The sequence below is a fragment of the Bradyrhizobium sp. IAR9 genome (assembly GCF_013408065.1).
Classification (GTDB): Bacteria; Pseudomonadota; Alphaproteobacteria; order Rhizobiales; family Xanthobacteraceae; genus Bradyrhizobium.
Map to the genome: position 1 here is coordinate 416,837 of NZ_JACBZW010000005.1, position 18,778 is coordinate 435,614.

An 18,778-nucleotide genomic window follows, 5' to 3' on the forward strand; every position below is an offset into this window, starting at 1 on the left:
TCACGCCCCGCTGACTTGGACGAGGATGTCGGAGAATGTCGGGGCCCGGCCGAGGTCGGCGAACGCCGGCGGTGTCAGCACGTGGACCGTCGCGCCCTTGCGATTGGACCGCTGCCAGTACCCGGACGGCGCCACCACGACTCCAGGCATGATGTCGGACGAAACGGTCGCAAAGGCTTCGAATGAGCCCCGATCGTTGAACACGCGAATGGGCGCGCCGGCGACGATCCCGCGCTGTGCGGCATCATCGGGATTGAGAAGCACCGCCTGTTCTTCGCCGGCCTGGGCGGTTTGCGCGGGAAGATTGCCGTAATTCGAGTTCAGGAAGGCGTGGCTCTTCGGCGAGATCAGGCTCAGCGGGTAGCGCGTCGCGAGCACCGGCGCCGTGCGCGGGTTCTCGTTCGGTGGGATGTAGTGGGGCAGGGGATCGACCGGCGTGGCATCCTGGTCGCCGTTGTAGCCCTGGCGGAACAGCGGCACCACGAAGTTGCCGCCGCCCGCGATCGTCGATTTGAACTCGCACTTGCCGGAGGCGGTCGGGAAATTGCCCTCGCGATGCGGCGCCCAGTCGGCGGGCGCCGGCATGTTGAGGCGCGCATAGCCCTTGGTCTTGACGCCGTCGAGCGTGATGCCCTCGAGAACCGGGCTGCTCCAGTCGAGCGAAGCTTCGATGATTTCGTCGTCGGTCCGGAAGAAAGTGGGGTCGGTGATGCCCATTGCGCGCGCCAGGCGGCGGAACAGCTCGGTGTTGGAGACGGCTTCGCCGAGCGGCGCGATCGCCTGGTTGTTGTAGGAGAGGTAGAGGTGCCCCCAGGAGAACATGATGTCCTTCTGCTCGAGCTGCGTGGTTGCGGGCAAAACGATGTCGGCATATCTGGCGGTGTCGGTCAGGAAGTGCTCGCTGACGACGGTGAATAGATCCTCGCGTTCGAGCCCTTTTTCGAGCTTGGCCTGTTCGCTCACCATCGCCATCGGGTTGGCGTTGTAGACGAACAGCGCCTTGACCGGTGGGTCGAAGCCGAGCTCGCCGGTCAGCGCAGCTCCAAGCCGCCAGGAATTGAGCACGCGCATTGTCTCTGGCTGCAGATCGGGCCGCATCAGCACGTCCCATCTGACCGGGAAGGCCCAGATTGGCAGCTGGAGCAGGCCGCCACCGACATGCTTCCAGGCGCCGATCAGCCCCGGAAGGCAGGCGATCGCGCGCACGGTCTGGCCGCCGCCGGCATGCCGCTCGACCGCGACGCCGATGCGTACGACGGCGGGCGGAGTGGTCGCAAATTCTCTGGCCAGCTTGAGGATGTCGTCGACGGGAATGCCAGTTTCCTGCGAGGCAAATTCAGGGGTGTAGGTCGCGGCCCGCTCGGCCAGCTCCTCATAGCCAACGGTGTATTTGTTGACGTAGTCGCGATCGGCAAGGTTCTCTTTGATGATGACGTGGATCATCGCCAGCGCGAGCGCGGCGTCAGTGCCGGGCCGGATCGGAATGTGCCAGTCGGCGAGGCGCGCGGTGCGGGTGCGGACGGGATCGATCACGACGAGCTTGGCGCCGGCCTTCTTTGCCTGCTCGATGAACGGCCAGTGATGCGAGTTCGTGCTCAGCGTGTTGCAGGCCCACAGGATGATGTATTTCGAGTGCACGAAGCTTTCGGGGTCGACGCCGGGCGTGTGCCCGATCGTCATCATGTACGCTGTGCACGAGGCGGAGTCGCAGAACGTGCGCTCCAGCACTGTCGCACCCAGCTTGTTGAAGAGGGGATCTCCGACATTCAACCCGTTGATGATGCCCTGCGTGCCCAGATAGCTGTAGGGCAGGATCGCCTGCGCGCCGTGCTCGGCGATCACGGAGGTCCAGCGCGATGCGATGGTGTCGATGGCTTCGTCCCAGGAGATCCGCTGGAATTGCCGGGAGCCCTTCGGGCCGATGCGCTTCAGCGGATGGAGGATGCGCTTGTCGCTGTAGACGCGCTCCTCGTAATTGTTGACCTTGACGCAGAGCCGTCCGCGCGTGAACGGGTGATCGGGATTACCGCGGACGGCAATCGCCTTGCCGTCCTCGACCGTGGTCAGGATGGAGCAGGTGTCCGGGCAGTCGTGGGGGCACGCGCCTATTACCGTGGTCCGGGCCATGGGGTTTCTCCGCTTCCCGATTCAAGACATCAAAGGATGCGGCGGCCAGGCGCGCCCTGGCTTTTCAAAACGTGCGGTGTTGTTGTCCCGGACTGCTCTCGTCCGGTGGACGCCCTGGCGGTTCTCTGGCATGCTAATTGCTGGAACCGGCAATACCTCTCTACCCGTACATCGCGTGATCTGGCGGAGATTTCCGATGGGTATGCTTGGCAACTCTGTCGATAAATATGTTACCGGCAGAATGCTCCAGACGTCCAACGACCGGCGGTGGGGGCATCTCCTGGCGGAGCGATGGAGTCATGAGCCGGGCGATCTCCCTCCGCAATTGCCGCGCGACACCGAGATCGCGATATTGCTGCGCGGCAGTTCGGTCGTCGACCGCGAAGGCGCTGGCATGCGGCAGCGCACCTTCGGCAGGAGAGGCACCGTCTGGCTCTGCCCGGCCGGCATCCGCGAAGACTTCATCCGCGTCGAGAACCAGATGCAGGAATGCCTGCATCTCTTTCTTCCGGGCAAGCCGTTCGACGACACCATGCTCAGGGATCTCGACATCGATCCCTCGGGCATGTCCATCCGTTACGAGACGATCGATCGGGACTTGTTCATCGAGCATGTCGCGGACCGCATTCTCGCGGAGCTCACGCAGGAGACCTCCACAGGCCGCCTTTTGATCGAAAGCCTGGGGCGGGCCTTGTCCGCCCATCTGGTGCACAGCTACGCCGCCAGTTCAGTCCGGCTGAAGCAATCCTATGCCGTGCAGAAACCGCTCGATGCGAGGCGCCTGTCCCGCGTCACGGAATTCATCGACGCATCCGTCGAGTGCGAGTTCACCGTGAAGGATCTCGCATCGGTGGCCTGCATGAGCCCGGCGCATTTCTCCCGCAGCTTCAAGGCGGCGACCGGAACTGCACCGCACGAATATGTCAGCCGTCAGCGCCTCGATCTCGCCAAGCGGCTCCTATCGACCAGCGATCGCCCGCTGGTCGATATCGCCTTTGCCGCGGGATTTTCCTCGCAGGCCAATTTCAACCGCGCCTTCCGCAAGGCGGTCGGCACGACGCCGAGCCTTTATCGGGCGCGGAAGGGGCAGGATTGAGCCTGCCCGCATCAAGTGTGGATGATGTGGCCTTGAGATCTCCATGGGTTTTGCCCAATGGGTCAAGCTTTAATTCGGAAAAAACGAATATCTAAAAATACGAAGTGCGGCCGTGACTTGGCTACTGTGCATGGGGTTGTTTTTCGAGATTTGGTTCGGTGAGGGGTTGAGCCCGGCCTGCAAGCCGATCTCGCGGCCGCGCTCAGCCCCTCGGCCCGCGCAGCTGCGCCGTCAGCCTGTCCATCGCCTCCGCCGCATCGCGCCATTGCGATAGCCAGCTGCGCGGGAAGCGGAAGGTGAGGTCGGCGCCGCCGACGCGGCGCTCGGACAGGCACATGCCGGGCGTTGACGCATCGCGGGTGCAGCGCGCGGTCAGCGCCGGGCTTGCAGCCGAATAGAAGTCTTCGCTGCCGTATGGCGTGTCAGCACGGAACATCCGCATCGTCAGGCCGTCCGCGGGCGTCGCTGCGGCCTGGTCGAGATAGCGCGGATAGATCGTGGCTGTCCGCTGCTCGGGCGAGAGCGCATCGTGATGGGCCGTGATCGACAGGAAGATGCGGTCGATCGATTGCACCGCCGCCTCCACCGTGTCGGCGGTGACGTGTTTCGGCGCGCCGGGCGGCTCGAGCGAGGGATAGAGGAAGTCGAGATCGATGCGCTCCTGCGGCCCGGAGTGCCGCTGGATCTTCATGCGGATCGCCGTCACCGGCAGGTTGAACAGCGTGCCGCCGACGCTCACCGGCAGCTTGTCCGGGGCGTTCGCGCCGCGGGTGCCCCAGGTCGGCCACAACAGATAGGCGACGAGCGCGACCGCGCAGACCGCAGCAATGCCGCCGAGCACGATCGGGACGGCATGCGCCCAGGTGCGCGTGCGGGGGGACCTATGGGGAGCTGCCGAAAACACCGTCATGAGCTTGCGCGAGGTCGAGCCGGAAGTCGGCCGGTGGCCGACGAATCAGCGGCGAATATGCCACGCGGCGGCGATTTCGCGCAGCGTTCCCGGCTGCGGGGGGCGGGGGCGGCCCTGCGTGGACAGGACGGCGGCGTTAACCTTCCCTTAAGGATAATGTAGCGTTAACCGGCTCCATTTGTCACAGGAATGCTCGGCGTTGCGTAAGGGCGGACCGTTCCGATGACACCTGAAGCTTTCAACACCTTCTTCTCGATCTGCATTGGCTTCGCGCTCGCGGGTGCGCTCGTGAACGGATACCAGGCGCTGGCGCAGCGGCCCGCCGGGTTCGGCCTGTTGCAGGACGGCGTGGCGCCGAAGACCTTCGCTGCGGTGCCGTTCCTGGTGTTCGCCGCGCCCTTCATCATCATGCGCAACACGCTGCGCGGCATGCGGGTGGAAAGCCGCCGCGCCGAGTTCGTGATGATGGCGACCCTCATCGCCGGATTCTGGAGCATGATGAGCGGCACTTTCTTCCTGATGACGCTACGCGCGGCCGGCGTTCTGGGCTGACGCCCGCGCATTGAGCTCTGCCGGCGCGGGCCTTTGCGTCGCGGCTGCCGTTTGGCTATGCCAGTGGTCAACGCGACAGGAGACCCCCAATGGCGATCTACGAGCTCGACGGGCAGGCGCCCGACCTTCCCGCCGACGGCAATTATTTCATCGCCGAGACCGCCACCGTAATCGGCCGCGTGCGCCTGAAGCCGGGTGCAAGCGTCTGGTTTGGCGCGGTGTTGCGCGGCGACAATGAGTGGATCGAGATCGGCGAGGGCGCCAATGTGCAGGACGGCTCGACCTGCCACACCGATCTCGGCTTTCCGCTTCACATCGGTCGGAACTGTACGGTCGGCCACAATGTCATCCTGCACGGCTGCACCATCGAGGAGGGCGCGCTGATCGGCATGGGCTCGATCGTGATGAACGGGGCGAAGATCGGTCGCAACAGCATCGTCGGCGCCGGTTCCGTCATCACCGAGGGCAAGGAATTTCCCGAACGTTCCCTGATCATCGGCTCACCGGCGCGCGTGATCCGCACGCTCGACGACGCCCAGGTGCAGAAGATGGGGAGTGCGGCGAGGTTTTACGTGGCCAACGGTCCGCGCTTCAAGAAGGGCCTGAAGCGGATCGGTTGAGATCGCGCAGCCGGACGGCCCGGCGGCACGGTTCCGTACCGTGAAAATACAGGCCGGTACTTTAATCCTCCGCTAGCGCGATCACGCTTATCGTCGAGCGTGTTCAACCAGGAGGAGCGTCGCCATGAATGCGACGGCGCTGGGATCCGGCTTCGGTGCCGGAACCAATCTATTGAAAAAGTTCGTAAGACTAGCGCGTGGCGCCGACACGCTGACCGTCGCCGAGAAGGTCTACAGCATCGCCGCCTTCCTTGCGATCGTCACCACCTTCCTCCTGGTGATGTCGGTCCAGTCCGTGCGCCTGCAGACGACGTATCGCCACATGCATGTCACGGCCGCCGAGGCGGCGATCGGCGTCGGGCGCATCAATGCGCTGATCTATGCCATCGTGATGGAATCACGCGGCATCTACATGTCGGCCGATCGTCGTGCGATGAAGCCGTTCGCGGACGGGCTGGTCCGGCGCAACCGCGAGCTCGCCGAGGCCGTGAAGAGCATGGAGAAGAACGTCGGCGACGACGACGCCGAGCTGTTCGCGAGCTTCCGCCAGCGCATCTTGCAATTCATCGACTTCCGTCAGGAGCTGGTGCGGCGCGGGATCGAGATCAGCCCGGCCGCGGGACGCGAATGGGGCGACAATGACGCCAACCGCACCGTGCGCAGCAAGCTCAACAGCGATATCGAGGCGCTCGAGCGCATCTACCAGCAGCGCGCCCGCGAGGCGGACGAACTCGCCAATGAGAACCGCTATGCGGCTGCCTATCTGTTCGCACTCGGACTCGCCGCCTTGATGCTGGCGGCGCTCAACGTCGTCGTCATGCGCAGTTCGATCGTCGGCGCCCTGGCCGACATCACGCAGGCGACCGACCGAATCGCGCAAGGCGACGTCAAGAGCGAGGTGCCGCATCTCGGCCGTCACGACGAGATCGGACGCCTTGCGCGCGCCGTGCAGAACTTCCGCGACGCCGTCGCGCGCATCTTCGAGCTCGAGGAGCTCGAGCTCGGCACCGCCCAGGCGCGCGACGCCGCGCGGACCGAGCGCGACCAATTCAACGACAAGTACCAGGCCAAGAAGTGGCAGCTCTCGGCGGCGATCAACAGCATGCCGCAGGGCCTGATCATGCTCGACGGCAAGGCGGTCGTGGTCGCGATGAACTCGAACTACCGGCAGATCTACAATCTGCCCGAGACGATCCAGGCCGGATCGACCCTCGAGGATATCCTCCAGCACCGGGTCAAGAGCGGGCTGTTCAGCGGCGACGTCGCGAAATATGTCGCAGCTGTTCTCGACCGGATCGCCAGGCGCGAACCGGCGGCCTACGAGATCGCCCTGAACGACGGCCGCATCATCAAGATCTACGAGCGTCCGATGGACGGCGGCGGTTGGGTGTCGGTGCAGGAGGACGTCACCGAACAGCGCCAGCGCGAGCGCATTCTCGAGCGGATGGAGCGCTTCCTCGCCACCATCATCGAGAACGTGGCCGAGGGCATCATCGCCAAGGATGCGCGCAATCTGCGCTACGTCTTCGTCAACAAGGCGGCCGAGAAGATGATCGGCATGTCGCGCGGCGAGATCATCGGCAAGACCGCGCGGGAATTGTTCTCCCCGGAGGCGGCCGAACTGATCGAGCGGCGCGACAAGCAGCTGCTCGCGCAGAAGCAGCAGCTCGAGCCGATCATCGATACCATCGACAATCCCGCGCGCGGGCGCCGCGTCATCTCCGCACGGCGGGTTCAGATCGGTGGCGCCAGCGAAGAGTCCCACATGTTCGTGACCATGGTCGAGGACCGGACGGAGAATAGGGTGGCGGCCGCCTAGCGATTATGCGCGCCCTCACGGCAGCACCGCGTCAGCGCCCTTCGGATTCGCGCGCTTCGATTGCGCCTGCGACCTTCTCGTGGCCGGCGGCCCACAGCGCATGCTCGTCGCTGCCGCCGAGGTAAGGATTGGCCTCGGCCGGGATGTTGTCGCGCGCGGCGCGTTCGCCTTCTGCAAAAGGATCGCGATCGGTCATCGTGATTGGGCCTCCTCGCTTTCAAGCTGATGTGACGGCATTTGTTCCGGAACCGGCCTTCGCCGCGGCGGTTGACCGGTAAAGGAGAATTCTCATGGCCGCATCGTCTGCAACCGTCTCAATCAAGACCATGATGGTGATCTTCGCCCTTGTGGCGATGCCAGCCGTCGCATTCGCGCAGGCGGGCGGCGGTTCTGCCGGATCGACCGGAGGCGCTGCGGGATCGACTGGAGGCTCCGTCGGATCGAGCGGAGGCGTCGCCAACTCGCCGGCTCCACCGCCCGGCACCAACAGCCTGGGTACGGCTCAGTCATCCGGCCCGGGCTCCGGAGTTACGACCGGCAGCGGCACAGGCGGCAGCGCCGATGCCACCGTCAATGCCGAGAATCGTATGCTCGACAAGAAGCTCAAGAGCATCTGCCGCGGCTGCTAATCCTCGCGCGGAAGTGAGACAGCGTGGCTGTCCCGAATGCCCGAGGGACGTTAGCTTGATCCTGCTTTGAAGCGTGGAGCGTGTCCACGCGGAGGATCGAGTGATGTTACGCAGGATGATGATGGCGGCGCTGGCCGTTGCGGCGGTCGGGCTGTCGGCGCCGCAGGTGGCCCACGCAGGTGGATTCGGACATGGCGGCTGGGGGCACGGCGGTGGCTGGGGCCATGGCGGCCATTGGCACGGCGGCGGCTTCTGGCCCGGAGTTGCGATCGGGGCGGGGATCGCCGGTGCTGGCTACTACGGCGGCTATTACGGGTACGGCTACCCTTATTACGGCGGTCCCACCTATTATAGTACCGGCTACGGCGACTATAACGATGGCTATGGCGGCTGCTACGTCGCGCGCAAGCGCGTCATGACGCCGGCGGGCTGGCGTATCCGCCGCGTGGACGTCTGCGAATAGCGTCCCACAAAAAAACAAGGCCGTTGACGCAGTATACCGTCAACGACCTTGCCAGCCCCGGACATTGAAATCGGCTCACGCCATCCGGTAGGGGCGAGCATCGCGCGGAATCATACGGCTGAATGTGATCCAGTTCACAAGTGGCGAAAATAAAAGTTCCACCGCGTGGCGGACACTCAGCCGCGCGAGCGCTTTCGCGCGCTGGCGTGGGCACGGTGCCGCGCCGGTTTCCTGCGGGTAACCGAGGGCGTTTCAACTTCGGTCGCCCGTGCGCTGGCAAACGACTGCCGCAAGCCGTCGATGGACTCGTTCAGCGATGCGACCTGCTCGGACAGGCGCTTGGTGTCGGCCTGCTGCGCCGCCATCAGCCGCTTCATTGTCTGGAGCTGGTCCTGCACGACCTGCAGCTGGTCGATCGATTCCTGCTGCGTCGCCTCCAGCCCCTTGGTCTTCTCGACCAGCTGTTCGGAGGCCTGGGCCGTGCGGGCCTGGAGCTGCCGCGATGCCACCACCCGGTCGGCTTCAGGTGCGGCGCCGGTATAGGCCCGCCAGATCGCGATCGAGGTCACCCCCGCAATCAGGAGCAGGAGCGCAGCGGCGGTCAGCGCGATGGGCTGGGCGCCAAGGCGAAGCAGAGGGTTCGACGGTGTGTCCTGGGCGAGATCGATCATCGCTGACAAAACCCAAATTGAAACTTGGTGAGTGGCGAAGACCGGCAACCAGAGGTCGCCGGGGCGTCCCGAAAGTGTTACGTTTCCGCAAGGAATGGGACCAAAAAGAGGCTAAGGGCCAAAAAACCAGGAATTAGCGGGCCTTGCGGCCTCCAAGGCTCCGCCCTGGCGCGGGAATCAAGGTTGAAACGGCGCAAACGGCCCGGAATAGGTCTTGGCGCGCGGTGCCGCATAGGGGCCGAGCCGGGAGGTCTTCAGGCCCAGCCGCACCAGTGATTCCGCCAGCGTCACCGCCGCGGCGACGCCGTCGATCACGGGCAGGCCGTGCGTGGCGGCAAGCTCAGCGGCGAGATCGGCCATGCCGGCACAGCCGAGCACGATGGCTTCCGCCCGGTCGTCGCGGATCGCGGCCGTGATCTCGGTGGAGATCTTTGCGAGCGCGTCCGTGTTGCGCTCCTCGAGCGCCAGCACCGGGACCTCGGCGGCGCGCACGCGGGCGCAGCGCTCAGCGAGGCCGTATTTCCGCAAATTATGTTCGATCGGCACGATGGAGACACCGAGCGTCGTCACCACGGCAAAGCGCGCGGCGATCAGGCTCGCCATGTGGAAGCCGGCCTCTCCAATGCCGATCACCGGCGCCTTCGCGACGGCGCGCGCGGCATCCAAGCCGGTGTCGTCGAAGCAGGCGATGATGTGGGCCTCCGCACCATCGCTGTCGGCCTCGCGGATGCAGCCGAGCATGCCGGGCACGGCGAAGGCTTCGTCGTAAAATCCCTCGATCGAGACGGGGCCCATCGTCGGCTGCCGCGCATCGATCACCGTGCCGGGCAGGGCGACGCTGCGCGCTGCAGCGGCGATCTTCGCCGTCATGGACGCTGTGGTGTTGGGATTGACGACGTGCAGCCGCATCGGATCAGACGAGCCCTTTGCCGGCGTCCGAACCCTTCGCCGCCTGCCGCTTGTTGAGCATGTGGATGGTGCCGAGCGCAAGCGTGATCACCGTGAACGAGACGGCCGAAATCACGGTGCCGAGCGCGTAGATGTCGGGATTCGTCACCGTGGTGGTCAGGCCCTGCAGATCGAGCGGCAGCGTATTCACCGCCCCGATCGCCTGGCTGGAGCGGGCGAGTTCGTCCCAGGACAGCGTGAAGCCGAACAGGCCGATGCCAATCACGGAAGGCAGGATGATCGGCAGCACGACATGGCGAAACGTCTGCCACGGCGTCGCCCCGAGATCGCGCGCGGCTTCCTCGAGGCGGGGATCGAAGCGGTTGAAGATCGCGAACATGATGAGAAGGCCGAACGGCAGCGTCCAGGTCAGGTGTGCGCCGAGACCCGATGTGAGCAGGCCCATCGAGGTTTCGAAATTCTCGTTCCAATGCGCCTTGATCAGATCGTCGATGATACGAAACTCAAGTGAGATGCCGAGCGAGGTGATGATCGAGGGCACGATCAGGCTGGCGATCGCCGAGTAGAACAGGATGCTTTGCGCCCTGAACTTCCTGCGAAAGGCCATGCCGGCGGCGACCGACAGCACGACGGTGACGATCATCACGATCACGCCGAGCAGCAGCGAGCGGCGGAAGGCCGCGCCGAGGTCGACGATGCCGGTGCCCTGGAACAGTTTTGCGATCCAGAAGGTCGACACGCCGTTCATCGGGAAGGTGAGGCCGCCCTGCGGCCCCTGGAACGACAGCACGTAGATCGCGATCATCGGCCCGTAGAGAAACAGCACATAGGCCGCGAAGAAGATCGCGAGCACGTAGAACGAGCGCGGGCGTCCTTCCTTCATGCTCTAGAGCTCCTTCTTAATGTCGACGATGCGCGACATCATGGTGATGATCAGGAAGGTGATCGCGAGCAGGATCACGGCGTTGGCCGCGGCGGCCGGGAATTGCAGCGCGTTGACCCGCGTCTCGATGATCTTGCCGGCAGCTGCGATCTGCTGGCCGCCCATCACGCCGATGGTGATGAAGTCGCCCATCACGATGGTGATGACGAAGATCGAGCCGATCACGATGCCCGGCTTTGCCAGCGGGATGATGACGTTGACCAGCGTCTGGAAGCCGGTCGCGCCGGCGTCATAGGCGGCCTCGATCAGCGACTTGTCGATGCGGATCATCGAATTGAAGATCGGCACCACCATGAAGAAGGTGAAGAGGTGCACCAGCGCCAGCACCACCGAGAATTCGGAGAACAGCAGCCATTCCAGCGGATGGTTGATCAGGCCCGTTTTGACGAGGCCGGAATTGACGAGGCCGTTGCGCCCGAGCAGCGGGATCCAGGCGATCATGCGGATCACGTTGGAGGTCCAGAACGGGATCGTGCAGAGCAACGACAATCCCATCTGCCAGGTCTTGGACTTGACATGGAAGGCAAGGAAATAGGCGACCCAGAAGCCGATGAACAGCGTGATCGCCCAGACCAGGAAGCACAGCTTCAGCGTCTTCAGATAGGTCTTGCCGATCGTGCAGAGATCGGGGAGCTGCGCGATGCAGCCTTCGAACGTGTCGGTGTAACCGCGGCCCGAGAAGGCCGGCAGCAACTGGTATTCGTTGTAGTCCCAGAACGAGACGATGACGACGAAGACGAGCGGAATGAGGAAGAAGGCCAGAAACACCAACATCATCGGCCCGGCCTGAAGCCAGGAGATGAAGGAGGGCGACAGGCGCGTCGGCTTTGCCGCGCGCGCTGTGCCCGACCCCGGGATCAAGCCCGGGGACGCCTGTTGCAGGACCTCTTCCGACATGTCCATTACGCCGCGATGAACTCATTCCACTTGCGGACCATGTAGTCGTTCTCGTCCATCACCGCGTTCCAGCAGGCGACGCCGCCCATGCGGTCCTCATAGGAGCCGCCGTCACGCACGGCGCCGGCCTTTTCGAGCAGCGAGCCGTCGGGCGCCTTGATGTCCTTCTCGGCCGGCTTGCCTTCCATCCAATAGGCCCACTCGTAGGGCTCCATATGCGCCTTGGCGGTGGAGAGCACGGCGGAGTAGTAGCCCTGGCGATTGAGATAGGCACCGGCATAACCGGACAGGAACCAGTTGACGAACTCATAGGCCCATTCGAGCTTCGCGCCCGACACGCCCTTGGAGACGCAGAAGCCCGAGGCCCAGGAGCGATAGCCTTCCTTCAGCGGCTGGAAGGTGCAGGCAATGCCCATCGAGCGGACCTTGGTGACTGCCGGCGACCACATCGACTGAATCACGGTTTCCCCTGATGCCATCAGGTTGACGCTCTCGTTGAAGTCTTTCCAGAACGCGCGGAACTGGCCGGCCTTCTTGGCCTCGGTCATCACCTTCATGGTGAGATCGATCTCTTCCTTGGTCATGTTGCCCTTGTCGGCATATTTGTACTTGCCGGTGGCTTCCACGACCATCGCGGCGTCCATGATGCCGATCGAGGGGATGTTGAGGATCGAGGCCTTGCCCTTGAACTCGGGGTTGAGCAGCTCGGACCAGGAGCTGATCGGACGCTTGATCAGGTCGGGGCGGATGCCCAGCGTGTCGGCGTTGTAGACCGTCGGGATCAGCGTGACGAATTCAGTCGCCGAGGTCGCGAACTTCTTGGAGTCCTTGCCTTCGAGATACAGCACCTTCCAGGGTGCGGTGCCCTGGCCGCCGATCTTCTTGCCGCCGGGCGTTTCGCCCTTGGTGAAGACAGGCGTGATGTTGTCGAACTGTTTGATCTTCCTGGCGTCGAGCGCGAGGATGTTGCCCGACGGCACGATCTTCTTCAGCGAGAAATATTCGGTGTCCAGCACATCGAAGGAGTTCGGCTGGGTCATCACGCGCTTGGTGACGTCGTCAGTCGTCGCGGTGATGTATTCGATCTTGATGCCGGTGTCCTTCAGGCACTGCTTGGAGATGTCGTCGCCCTCGTTCACGGCGGTGCCGAGATAGCGCAGCACCTTGGTCTCGGCCGACTTCACATAGGGAAAGCCGGTGATGGCGCCGGAGCCGGCGGCAAGGCCGGCCAGACTGGCGGTGCCCTTGAGCAGCGTGCGGCGGCTGACGCCCTTGGTCCTCGTGGTCTCGCTCATGTCAGTCACTCCTCTGTTGCGCATTCCAGTGATCGATCGGCGCTATTGCAGGCGTTGCGCCTTGGCGGGATCCCAGGTGGCCAGCACGCGATCGCCCGGACGGAACGGGTGGACGTCGAAGGTGGCTTCGGGAACGTGGGAGAACAGGGCGGTGCCGTCGTCGAGCGTGAGCGAGACGGCGATGTAGGAGCCCTGGTACTCGGTCTGTATCAGCCGCGCCGGCGCGCCGAACGCACCGTCGGTGAACGGCGCGATGCCTAGCTGATCGGCGCGCACGGCGATCAGCTTGCCGGCGTCGCTGAGCACGTTGTGGCCGCCGATGAAGCGCGCCACGAATTCGGTGCGGGGATGGTGGAAGATGTCGCGGGCCGTGCCCTGCTGCTCGATCCGGCCGTGGTTCATCACCACGATATGGTCGGCGAGCGCCATCGCCTCTTCCTGGCCGTGGGTGACCTGGATGAAGCTGATGCCGAGCTCGCGCTGCAGCCGTTTCAATTCACCGCGCATCTTCACCCGCAGGAAAGGATCGAGCGCGGAGAGCGGCTCGTCGAGCAGGAGGATCTGCGGCTCGGTGATCAGCGCGCGGGCGAGCGCAACGCGCTGCTGCTGGCCGCCGGAGAGCTGTGCCGGGAGACGGCCCGCATATTGGCTCATCGCCACCAGCTCGAGCAGTTCGCCGGCGCGCTTGTGGCGCGTCGGCTTGTCGACGCCGCGCATCTTCAGCGCAAAGGCGACATTGTCGATCACGCTGAGATGCGGAAACAGTGCGTAGGACTGGAACATCATCGCGGTGCCGCGCTCGGCCGGCGGCAGGTCGGTGACGTTCTGGCTGCCTTGGATGATGTCGCCCGCGCTGACCGCCTCGTGGCCCGCGATCATCCGCAGGGTCGAGGTCTTGCCGCAGCCGGACGGGCCGAGCAGGCAGCAATAGGTGCCGGCCGGGATCTTCAAATTGACGGTGTCGACCGCCAGCGTCGTGTCGTAGCGCTTGGTGACGGCGACCAGTTCGAGAGCGGCGGGAGTGGCCATGGCGTGTCCGAGGAGGGGCGGTGCTTCCAGCCTCTCTCCGCAAGGTCCGTGCCAACCGCCGCTTAGCCGGCCGAATTCCGAAACTGTGCAGTGGAGTCAGATCGTTAGATCGAATCCTGGGCATCCGGGCTGCCCGCCGCTTGCACAGTCATTTGCACACAAAATGGGCGAAGATTGTATAAAGTTTCGCCTGTGATTGGATACAGGTCGTCGACTAACATTCGAAGCGAACGTCGTCGATCGCCCTCAAGCCCAACTCTCGAACCAATGGCCGCCAAGTCCCGCCCCAAATCTGACGCGCCAGATGCGAGCGATCGCGTCAGCCGCATCCGGGAGGGCGTGACCGCCGCGATCCTCGAGCATCGCCTGCTGCCGGGCACGAAGCTCGGCGAGGACGAGATCGGTGAGATCTACGGCGCGAGCCGCACGCTGGTCCGCACCGCGCTGCAGCAACTTGCGCATGAGGGCATCGTCAACATCGAGAAGAACCGCGGCGCGTTCGTCGCGCGTCCCACGCCCGCCGATGCCCGCGAGGTGTTCGAGGCGCGGCGCCTGATCGAGCCCACCATCGTCGATCACGCCATCGACGCGATGTCGCCGGCCTGGCTCGATCGTCTCCAGCAACATCTCACCGAGGAGCGCGAGGCCGAGCTGCGCGGCGACGCGCGCGCCTCGGTTCGGCTTTCCGGTGAGTTTCACAAGCTCGTCGCCGAGATGAGCGGTCACAGCATCTATCTCGGCTTCCTCAAGGAGCTGATCGCGCGCTCCTCGCTCATCATCCTGCTGTACCGCCGCCACGACACGCCGGCCTGCGGCACCGATCATCACGCCGGCATCGTCGCCGCCATCCGCAAGCGCGACAAGCAGGCGGCGCGCGCGCAGATGCTGTCGCATTTGACCGAGATCGAGGACGAGCTGTTCCTCAAGGACCCCGCCGCCGACGAGCTGCGGCTCGCGGACGTGCTGGGCGTCTGATCCGCACCGATCTTAAGCGCCAGGAATCCGCGCCGGAGCCGCGATCCCGCGTCACTGGCTGAGTGCGCGTTCTGCGGCGAGCTGCCCGTCCGGGGTGATCTCGTAGTCGCCGCCTCGCTTTGTCATCCATCCTGACCTGACCATCTCCCGTGCCAGCTGCACCGAGCAGATCGGATGGTTACCTCCTGGGTAATACAGCCTGTCATTTCGGACGAGCAAGTGTCCGTACAGTTGGGCATGACGTAATGCCCTGCGCATCCCGGGTGATGGATCTTTCATGCCGGTTCAAGCGCGAGCGCGACGAAGGTTCCTAATCAACGCCGTGACTTTCGATGGCTTTGCGCTGCGGAGGGCGGGTAGGAACTCGCGTTCTGCCGCATCGTTTGTTGTTTTCGAAGGAGCAGCATCATGAACGTACGGGACGAGTACACGCGATCGCTCTGGATGGATGTTTCGGTCGCGGATGCCCCCGCGCTGTCGCGCACCGTGGGCGTAGACGTCGTTGTCATCGGCTCCGGAATAGCCGGGCTGTCGGTGGCTTATGAACTGGCCTGCCATGGACGTTCGGTCGCGGTGCTCGACCGCGGCGGCATTGGCAGCGGGATGACGGCGCGCACCACGGCGCATCTGGCGACGGCGCTCGACGATGGCTACGGCAAATTGGTCAGGGTCCGCGGCCCAGATTGTGCGCGGCACTATTATCAGAGCGTCGAAGCCGCAATCGACCGCGCCGAGGCCATTCAGCGCGACGAGCACATCGATTGCGATTTTCGGCGTGTCGACGGTTACTGGGTGCAGGCGCCCGAAACGCCCGCATCCGAGCTGGATGAGGAATTGGATTGCTGTCGCAAGCTCGGGATCCCCGTCGAAAATTGCGCCGAGCCGACCGTGTTCCATTCTGGAGGTGTGGTGCGTTCGTTACGTTTTTCCCGCCAGGCGCGCCTGCACCCGACCAGATATCTTGCTGGCCTAGCCGGCGCCCTTCAGCGCCGCGGGGCGCAGCTCTATGGCGACACCTGCGTTGAAAGCATCCGGCAAGAGCGTGGCGACATGATCGTGACGACCGCCTGGGGCTACGAGGTCCACGCCGCCGACGTGGTCGTCGCGACGAACTCGCCGGTCAATGTGCAAGTGGCGATCCATACCAAGCAGGCGCCTTACCGCACTTATGCTCTCGCCGCCAAAATCCCGGCCGGCGCGCTGGAGGATGCGCTGTATTGGGACACGCTCGATCCCTATCACTATGTCAGGCTTCAACCGCTCTCCGCGGAGGAGGATCTCGTCATCATCGGCGGCGAAGATCACAAGTCCGGTGAAGCGGACGACGGCGCACAGCGCCTTGCCGCGCTCGAACGCTGGGCGCGCGAGCGATTGCCGGCGCTACGCGAGGTCACTCATCGATGGTCAGGTCAGGTGCTGGAGCCGAGCGATTTCGTCGGCTTCATTGGCCGCAGCCCCGGCGAGGAGCACCTTTTCATCGTCAGCGGTGACTCCGGACAGGGCATCACCAACGGGCTGGTGGCGGGCATGCTGATTGCGGATCTCGTCATGACCGGCGCGAGCCCGTGGGAGGATGTCTACGCCCCGGCCCGCAAGATTCAGAAGAACATCGGCGAATTCATCAGCGAGAACATCACGCCGCTGAAGAATTTCGCGGAGTATCTGACGGCGAGCGAGATCGCGGGCGTCGAACATTTGCGCCCCGGGGAGGGGCGCCTTGTCCGCAGCGGCCTGAAGAAGATCGCGGCGTGCCGGGACCGAAACGGACATTTGCATCTGCATTCGGCAAGCTGCACCCATCTCGGCTGCGTCGTGCACTGGAATGCGCTCGAGCAATGTTGGGATTGCCCGTGTCACGGTTCGCAATTCGCCCCTGATGGCACCGCGCTCAACGGCCCTGCCGTGTCTCCGCTCGGCGATATCGAGAAACCGGCCAATCTTGAAGCCGCAGAGTGAGGCGAGCAACCTCGCCGACGTGCCGGGCGCGTGAGCGAGGCGCGTTCGGCAGCTGATCTCGCACGCGGCGATATCTCTTTGATTCAAATTGGAGCCGAACGCGGCGACCTCCCGCCAATGCAGATGGCAGGACTGCATATTTGCCGCTGTGGTGGCCAGTTGACGGCGGCCAGACGTCGGCGTCAAATGGCACGCAGAAGTTGCGTGCCTGCCATCACCCCTCGCGTAGCCCTGCACCTCAGCGGAGGCCGGCCATGACGGGTTTGAGGATGCCGGCCAGAGTGTCCGGAATCGCCACGCTGCTTGCGGCCGTTGCAATGATCCTCGGCAGCGCGCCCTCGGCGCCGGCCCAGCAGGACTCCGCCGTCCTGTTTCGCAACGTCCGGATATTCGACGGCAAGAGCGCCGCGCTGTCAGCCGCGTCCAACGTCCTCGTCAGAAATCGCAAGATCGAGAAGATCTCGACCGCGGACATCGCGGCCGCCGGTCAGGTGATCGACGGCGGCGGCCGCGTGCTGATGCCGGGACTGATCGACGCGCATTGGCACGCGATGCTGGTGCGCCCGACGCCGATGGCCGCGCTTGCGGGCGATATCGGCTACAACAACCTGCTCGCCGCCAGCGAGGCGGCGGCCACGCTGATGCGCGGCTTCACCACCGTGCGCGACATGGGCGGGCCGAGCTTCGGCCTCAAGCAGGCCATCGACGAGGACCTCGTCGCAGGTCCCCGCATTTATCCCTCCGGCGCCATAATCACCGTCACCAGCGGTCACGGCGACTTCCGCCAGCTCTCCGATCTGCCGCGAACGATCGGCGGCATGCTGAGCCGCATGGAGCGGATCGGCGGCAGCATGGTGGCCGACAGTCCGGACGAGGTGCGTGTGCGCGCGCGCGAGCAGCTCATGCAAGGGGCCTCGCAGGTCAAGCTCACCGCAGGCGGCGGCGTTGCATCGCCCTTCAGTCCGCTCGACGTCTCCACCTTCACCGAGCCCGAGCTGCGCGCGGCGGTCGAAGCCGCCGACAATTGGGGCACCTATGTTGCGACGCACGCCTATACGTCGGTCGCGGTCCAGCGCTCGGTCGCGGCTGGCGTCAGATGCATCGAGCACGGTCATCTCATGGACGAGGCGAGCGCCAAGCTGATCGCGGAGAAGGGGATCTGGTTGAGCACGCAACCGTTCCTGGATATCTCCGCTGCAGCCGCGCTCGGACCCGCCGAGCAGGACAAGATGAAGCAGGTGGTCGCTGGAACCGACCGCGTCTATGCGCTCGCGAAGAAGTACGGCATCAAGACCGCGTTCGGCACCGACGTTCTGTTCTCGCAGGCGCTGGCGGATCGACAGGGCGCCATGCTGGCCGCGCTCACGCGCTGGTACACATCGGCCGAAGCGTTGGCCATGGCGACGTCGGCCAATGCCGAATTGCTGAGCCTGTCCGGTCCGCGAAATCCCTATCCGGGCAAGCTCGGTGTGGTCGAGGAGGGCGCGTTCGCCGATCTCCTTCTGGTCGACGGCAATCCGCTCGACAACATCAAGCTCGTCGAAGATCCCGCGAGGAATTTTGTGGTGATCATGAAGGGCGGCAAGGTCTACAAGAACATCCTCGCACGCTGACGAGTGCGCGCGTGGATCACATCCTGCGCGCCTGCCAGGGCATGAGGTGGCGGGATTGGATCGTTGCTAGGGGCGATCCTCCGCAACCGGCCTTCTGCGCCGCGAACCGGCCGCGATCTCCGGAACCGCGGCGGGCCGTCCAGGGCTTGTCATAATTCCGGGCCTGTCGTCGGAGGCATGGCTTCTCAGCGTCTCCAGAACCAGGAAGAATTTCTCGGCTAGCATGAGTCAAACTCGCTGATGCGTTCGTTTCGGTTTCGAGAACAGCGAATTT

Annotated in this window: 18 protein-coding genes; 9 read left to right on the top strand and 9 right to left on the bottom strand. The window is 64.4% G+C overall.

The genetic code is table 11. The features are described from left to right. Window positions 1-2,127, bottom strand: coding sequence for a molybdopterin-dependent oxidoreductase (locus tag GGD67_RS16780; protein WP_179734302.1), 2,127 nt, complete (start codon window positions 2,125-2,127; stop codon window positions 1-3). Here GGD67_RS16780 and GGD67_RS16785 point away from each other — a divergent pair. Further along, a complete protein-coding gene (locus tag GGD67_RS16785) occupies window positions 2,069-3,223 on the top strand; it encodes a helix-turn-helix domain-containing protein (RefSeq protein ID WP_246790821.1) in 1,155 nt (384 codons plus the stop codon). The two genes, GGD67_RS16780 and GGD67_RS16785, sit on opposite strands and share 59 nt — an antisense overlap. Window positions 3,224-3,425: 202 nt before the next feature. On the opposite strand, the gene GGD67_RS16790 is transcribed toward GGD67_RS16785, so the two are convergent. Further along, window positions 3,426-4,133 carry a hypothetical protein gene (locus GGD67_RS16790; protein WP_026202679.1) on the bottom strand — a complete coding sequence of 236 codons (708 nt, stop codon included), beginning with the start codon at window positions 4,131-4,133 and terminating at the stop codon, window positions 3,426-3,428. Window positions 4,134-4,355: 222 nt separating this feature from the next. On the opposite strand from GGD67_RS16790, the gene GGD67_RS16795 reads away from it, so the two are divergent. The 3 genes from GGD67_RS16795 to GGD67_RS16805 all read left to right on the top strand — a co-directional run bounded on the left by GGD67_RS16795 (window position 4,356) and on the right by GGD67_RS16805 (window position 7,124). Continuing rightward, complete coding sequence (locus GGD67_RS16795) at window positions 4,356-4,685, top strand: DUF6949 family protein (RefSeq protein WP_018322105.1); 330 nt, start codon at window positions 4,356-4,358, stop codon at window positions 4,683-4,685. Window positions 4,686-4,774: 89 nt separating this feature from the next. Next, complete coding sequence (locus GGD67_RS16800) at window positions 4,775-5,305, top strand: gamma carbonic anhydrase family protein (protein WP_091966285.1); 531 nt, start codon at window positions 4,775-4,777, stop codon at window positions 5,303-5,305. A 124-nt stretch (window positions 5,306-5,429) separates the two neighbouring features. Then, entirely contained in the window at window positions 5,430-7,124 is a 1,695-nt protein-coding gene (locus GGD67_RS16805; RefSeq protein ID WP_026202680.1) for a PAS-domain containing protein, read from the top strand. A 31-nt stretch (window positions 7,125-7,155) separates the two neighbouring features. On the opposite strand, the gene GGD67_RS16810 is transcribed toward GGD67_RS16805, so the two are convergent. Then, the gene (locus tag GGD67_RS16810) at window positions 7,156-7,320 is read right to left on the bottom strand and encodes a hypothetical protein (RefSeq protein ID WP_177237229.1); all 165 of its coding nucleotides are present in this window, start codon (window positions 7,318-7,320) and stop codon (window positions 7,156-7,158) included. Between the two features lie 94 nt (window positions 7,321-7,414). Between GGD67_RS16810 and GGD67_RS16815 the strand changes: the two genes are divergently transcribed. Both GGD67_RS16815 and GGD67_RS16820 read left to right on the top strand, forming a co-directional pair. Beyond that, entirely contained in the window at window positions 7,415-7,753 is a 339-nt protein-coding gene (locus tag GGD67_RS16815; RefSeq protein WP_018322108.1) for a hypothetical protein, read from the top strand. 103 nt (window positions 7,754-7,856) lie between these two features. After that, window positions 7,857-8,216, top strand: coding sequence for a hypothetical protein (locus GGD67_RS16820; RefSeq protein WP_179734305.1), 360 nt, complete (start codon window positions 7,857-7,859; stop codon window positions 8,214-8,216). 176 nt (window positions 8,217-8,392) lie between these two features. Here GGD67_RS16820 and GGD67_RS16825 read toward each other — a convergent pair whose 3' ends face one another. The 6 genes from GGD67_RS16825 to GGD67_RS16850 form a co-directional block, all read right to left on the bottom strand. Further along, window positions 8,393-8,887: a hypothetical protein gene (locus GGD67_RS16825; RefSeq protein ID WP_018322110.1), complete on the bottom strand. Its 495-nt coding sequence runs from the start codon at window positions 8,885-8,887 to the stop codon at window positions 8,393-8,395. Window positions 8,888-9,064: 177 nt separating this feature from the next. Next, window positions 9,065-9,796, bottom strand: coding sequence for an aspartate/glutamate racemase family protein (locus GGD67_RS16830; RefSeq protein ID WP_179734307.1), 732 nt, complete (start codon window positions 9,794-9,796; stop codon window positions 9,065-9,067). A 4-nt stretch (window positions 9,797-9,800) separates the two neighbouring features. After that, window positions 9,801-10,679, bottom strand: coding sequence for an ABC transporter permease (locus GGD67_RS16835; protein ID WP_091966290.1), 879 nt, complete (start codon window positions 10,677-10,679; stop codon window positions 9,801-9,803). A gap of 3 nt (window positions 10,680-10,682) precedes the next feature. Next, window positions 10,683-11,642, bottom strand: coding sequence for an ABC transporter permease (locus tag GGD67_RS16840; protein WP_018322116.1), 960 nt, complete (start codon window positions 11,640-11,642; stop codon window positions 10,683-10,685). Continuing rightward, on the bottom strand, window positions 11,642-12,931 hold the full coding sequence (locus tag GGD67_RS16845) for a PotD/PotF family extracellular solute-binding protein (protein WP_026202682.1): 1,290 nt from the start codon (window positions 12,929-12,931) through the stop codon (window positions 11,642-11,644). Before GGD67_RS16845 ends, GGD67_RS16840 begins: the two co-directional genes overlap by 1 nt. A 42-nt stretch (window positions 12,932-12,973) precedes the next feature. Next, a complete protein-coding gene (locus GGD67_RS16850) occupies window positions 12,974-13,960 on the bottom strand; it encodes an ABC transporter ATP-binding protein (protein WP_179734309.1) in 987 nt (328 codons plus the stop codon). A gap of 267 nt (window positions 13,961-14,227) precedes the next feature. Here GGD67_RS16850 and GGD67_RS16855 point away from each other — a divergent pair, with 267 nt between their 5' ends. From GGD67_RS16855 to GGD67_RS16865, 3 genes are all read left to right on the top strand, one after another. Next, window positions 14,228-14,935 carry a GntR family transcriptional regulator gene (locus GGD67_RS16855; RefSeq protein ID WP_091966294.1) on the top strand — a complete coding sequence of 236 codons (708 nt, stop codon included), beginning with the start codon at window positions 14,228-14,230 and terminating at the stop codon, window positions 14,933-14,935. Between the two features lie 408 nt (window positions 14,936-15,343). Next, window positions 15,344-16,891: an FAD-dependent oxidoreductase gene (locus tag GGD67_RS16860; protein ID WP_179734311.1), complete on the top strand. Its 1,548-nt coding sequence runs from the start codon at window positions 15,344-15,346 to the stop codon at window positions 16,889-16,891. A 254-nt stretch (window positions 16,892-17,145) separates the two neighbouring features. Continuing rightward, window positions 17,146-18,504, top strand: coding sequence for an amidohydrolase family protein (locus tag GGD67_RS16865; protein WP_409411123.1), 1,359 nt, complete (start codon window positions 17,146-17,148; stop codon window positions 18,502-18,504). The last annotated feature ends 274 nt before the right edge of the window (window positions 18,505-18,778 follow it).

Coding starts and splice junctions, on each gene's coding strand:
- GGD67_RS16785 (WP_246790821.1), top strand. CDS start 2,069: ATGGAGCAGGTGTCCGGGCAGTCGTGGGGGCACGCGCCTATTACCGTG.
- GGD67_RS16780 (WP_179734302.1), bottom strand. CDS start 2,127: ATGGCCCGGACCACGGTAATAGGCGCGTGCCCCCACGACTGCCCGGAC.
- GGD67_RS16790 (WP_026202679.1), bottom strand. CDS start 4,133: ATGACGGTGTTTTCGGCAGCTCCCCATAGGTCCCCCCGCACGCGCACC.
- GGD67_RS16795 (WP_018322105.1), top strand. CDS start 4,356: ATGACACCTGAAGCTTTCAACACCTTCTTCTCGATCTGCATTGGCTTC.
- GGD67_RS16800 (WP_091966285.1), top strand. CDS start 4,775: ATGGCGATCTACGAGCTCGACGGGCAGGCGCCCGACCTTCCCGCCGAC.
- GGD67_RS16805 (WP_026202680.1), top strand. CDS start 5,430: ATGAATGCGACGGCGCTGGGATCCGGCTTCGGTGCCGGAACCAATCTA.
- GGD67_RS16810 (WP_177237229.1), bottom strand. CDS start 7,320: ATGACCGATCGCGATCCTTTTGCAGAAGGCGAACGCGCCGCGCGCGAC.
- GGD67_RS16815 (WP_018322108.1), top strand. CDS start 7,415: ATGGCCGCATCGTCTGCAACCGTCTCAATCAAGACCATGATGGTGATC.
- GGD67_RS16820 (WP_179734305.1), top strand. CDS start 7,857: ATGTTACGCAGGATGATGATGGCGGCGCTGGCCGTTGCGGCGGTCGGG.
- GGD67_RS16825 (WP_018322110.1), bottom strand. CDS start 8,887: ATGATCGATCTCGCCCAGGACACACCGTCGAACCCTCTGCTTCGCCTT.
- GGD67_RS16830 (WP_179734307.1), bottom strand. CDS start 9,796: ATGCGGCTGCACGTCGTCAATCCCAACACCACAGCGTCCATGACGGCG.
- GGD67_RS16835 (WP_091966290.1), bottom strand. CDS start 10,679: ATGAAGGAAGGACGCCCGCGCTCGTTCTACGTGCTCGCGATCTTCTTC.
- GGD67_RS16840 (WP_018322116.1), bottom strand. CDS start 11,642: ATGGACATGTCGGAAGAGGTCCTGCAACAGGCGTCCCCGGGCTTGATC.
- GGD67_RS16845 (WP_026202682.1), bottom strand. CDS start 12,931: ATGAGCGAGACCACGAGGACCAAGGGCGTCAGCCGCCGCACGCTGCTC.
- GGD67_RS16850 (WP_179734309.1), bottom strand. CDS start 13,960: ATGGCCACTCCCGCCGCTCTCGAACTGGTCGCCGTCACCAAGCGCTAC.
- GGD67_RS16855 (WP_091966294.1), top strand. CDS start 14,228: ATGGCCGCCAAGTCCCGCCCCAAATCTGACGCGCCAGATGCGAGCGAT.
- GGD67_RS16860 (WP_179734311.1), top strand. CDS start 15,344: ATGAACGTACGGGACGAGTACACGCGATCGCTCTGGATGGATGTTTCG.
- GGD67_RS16865 (WP_409411123.1), top strand. CDS start 17,146: ATGACGGGTTTGAGGATGCCGGCCAGAGTGTCCGGAATCGCCACGCTG.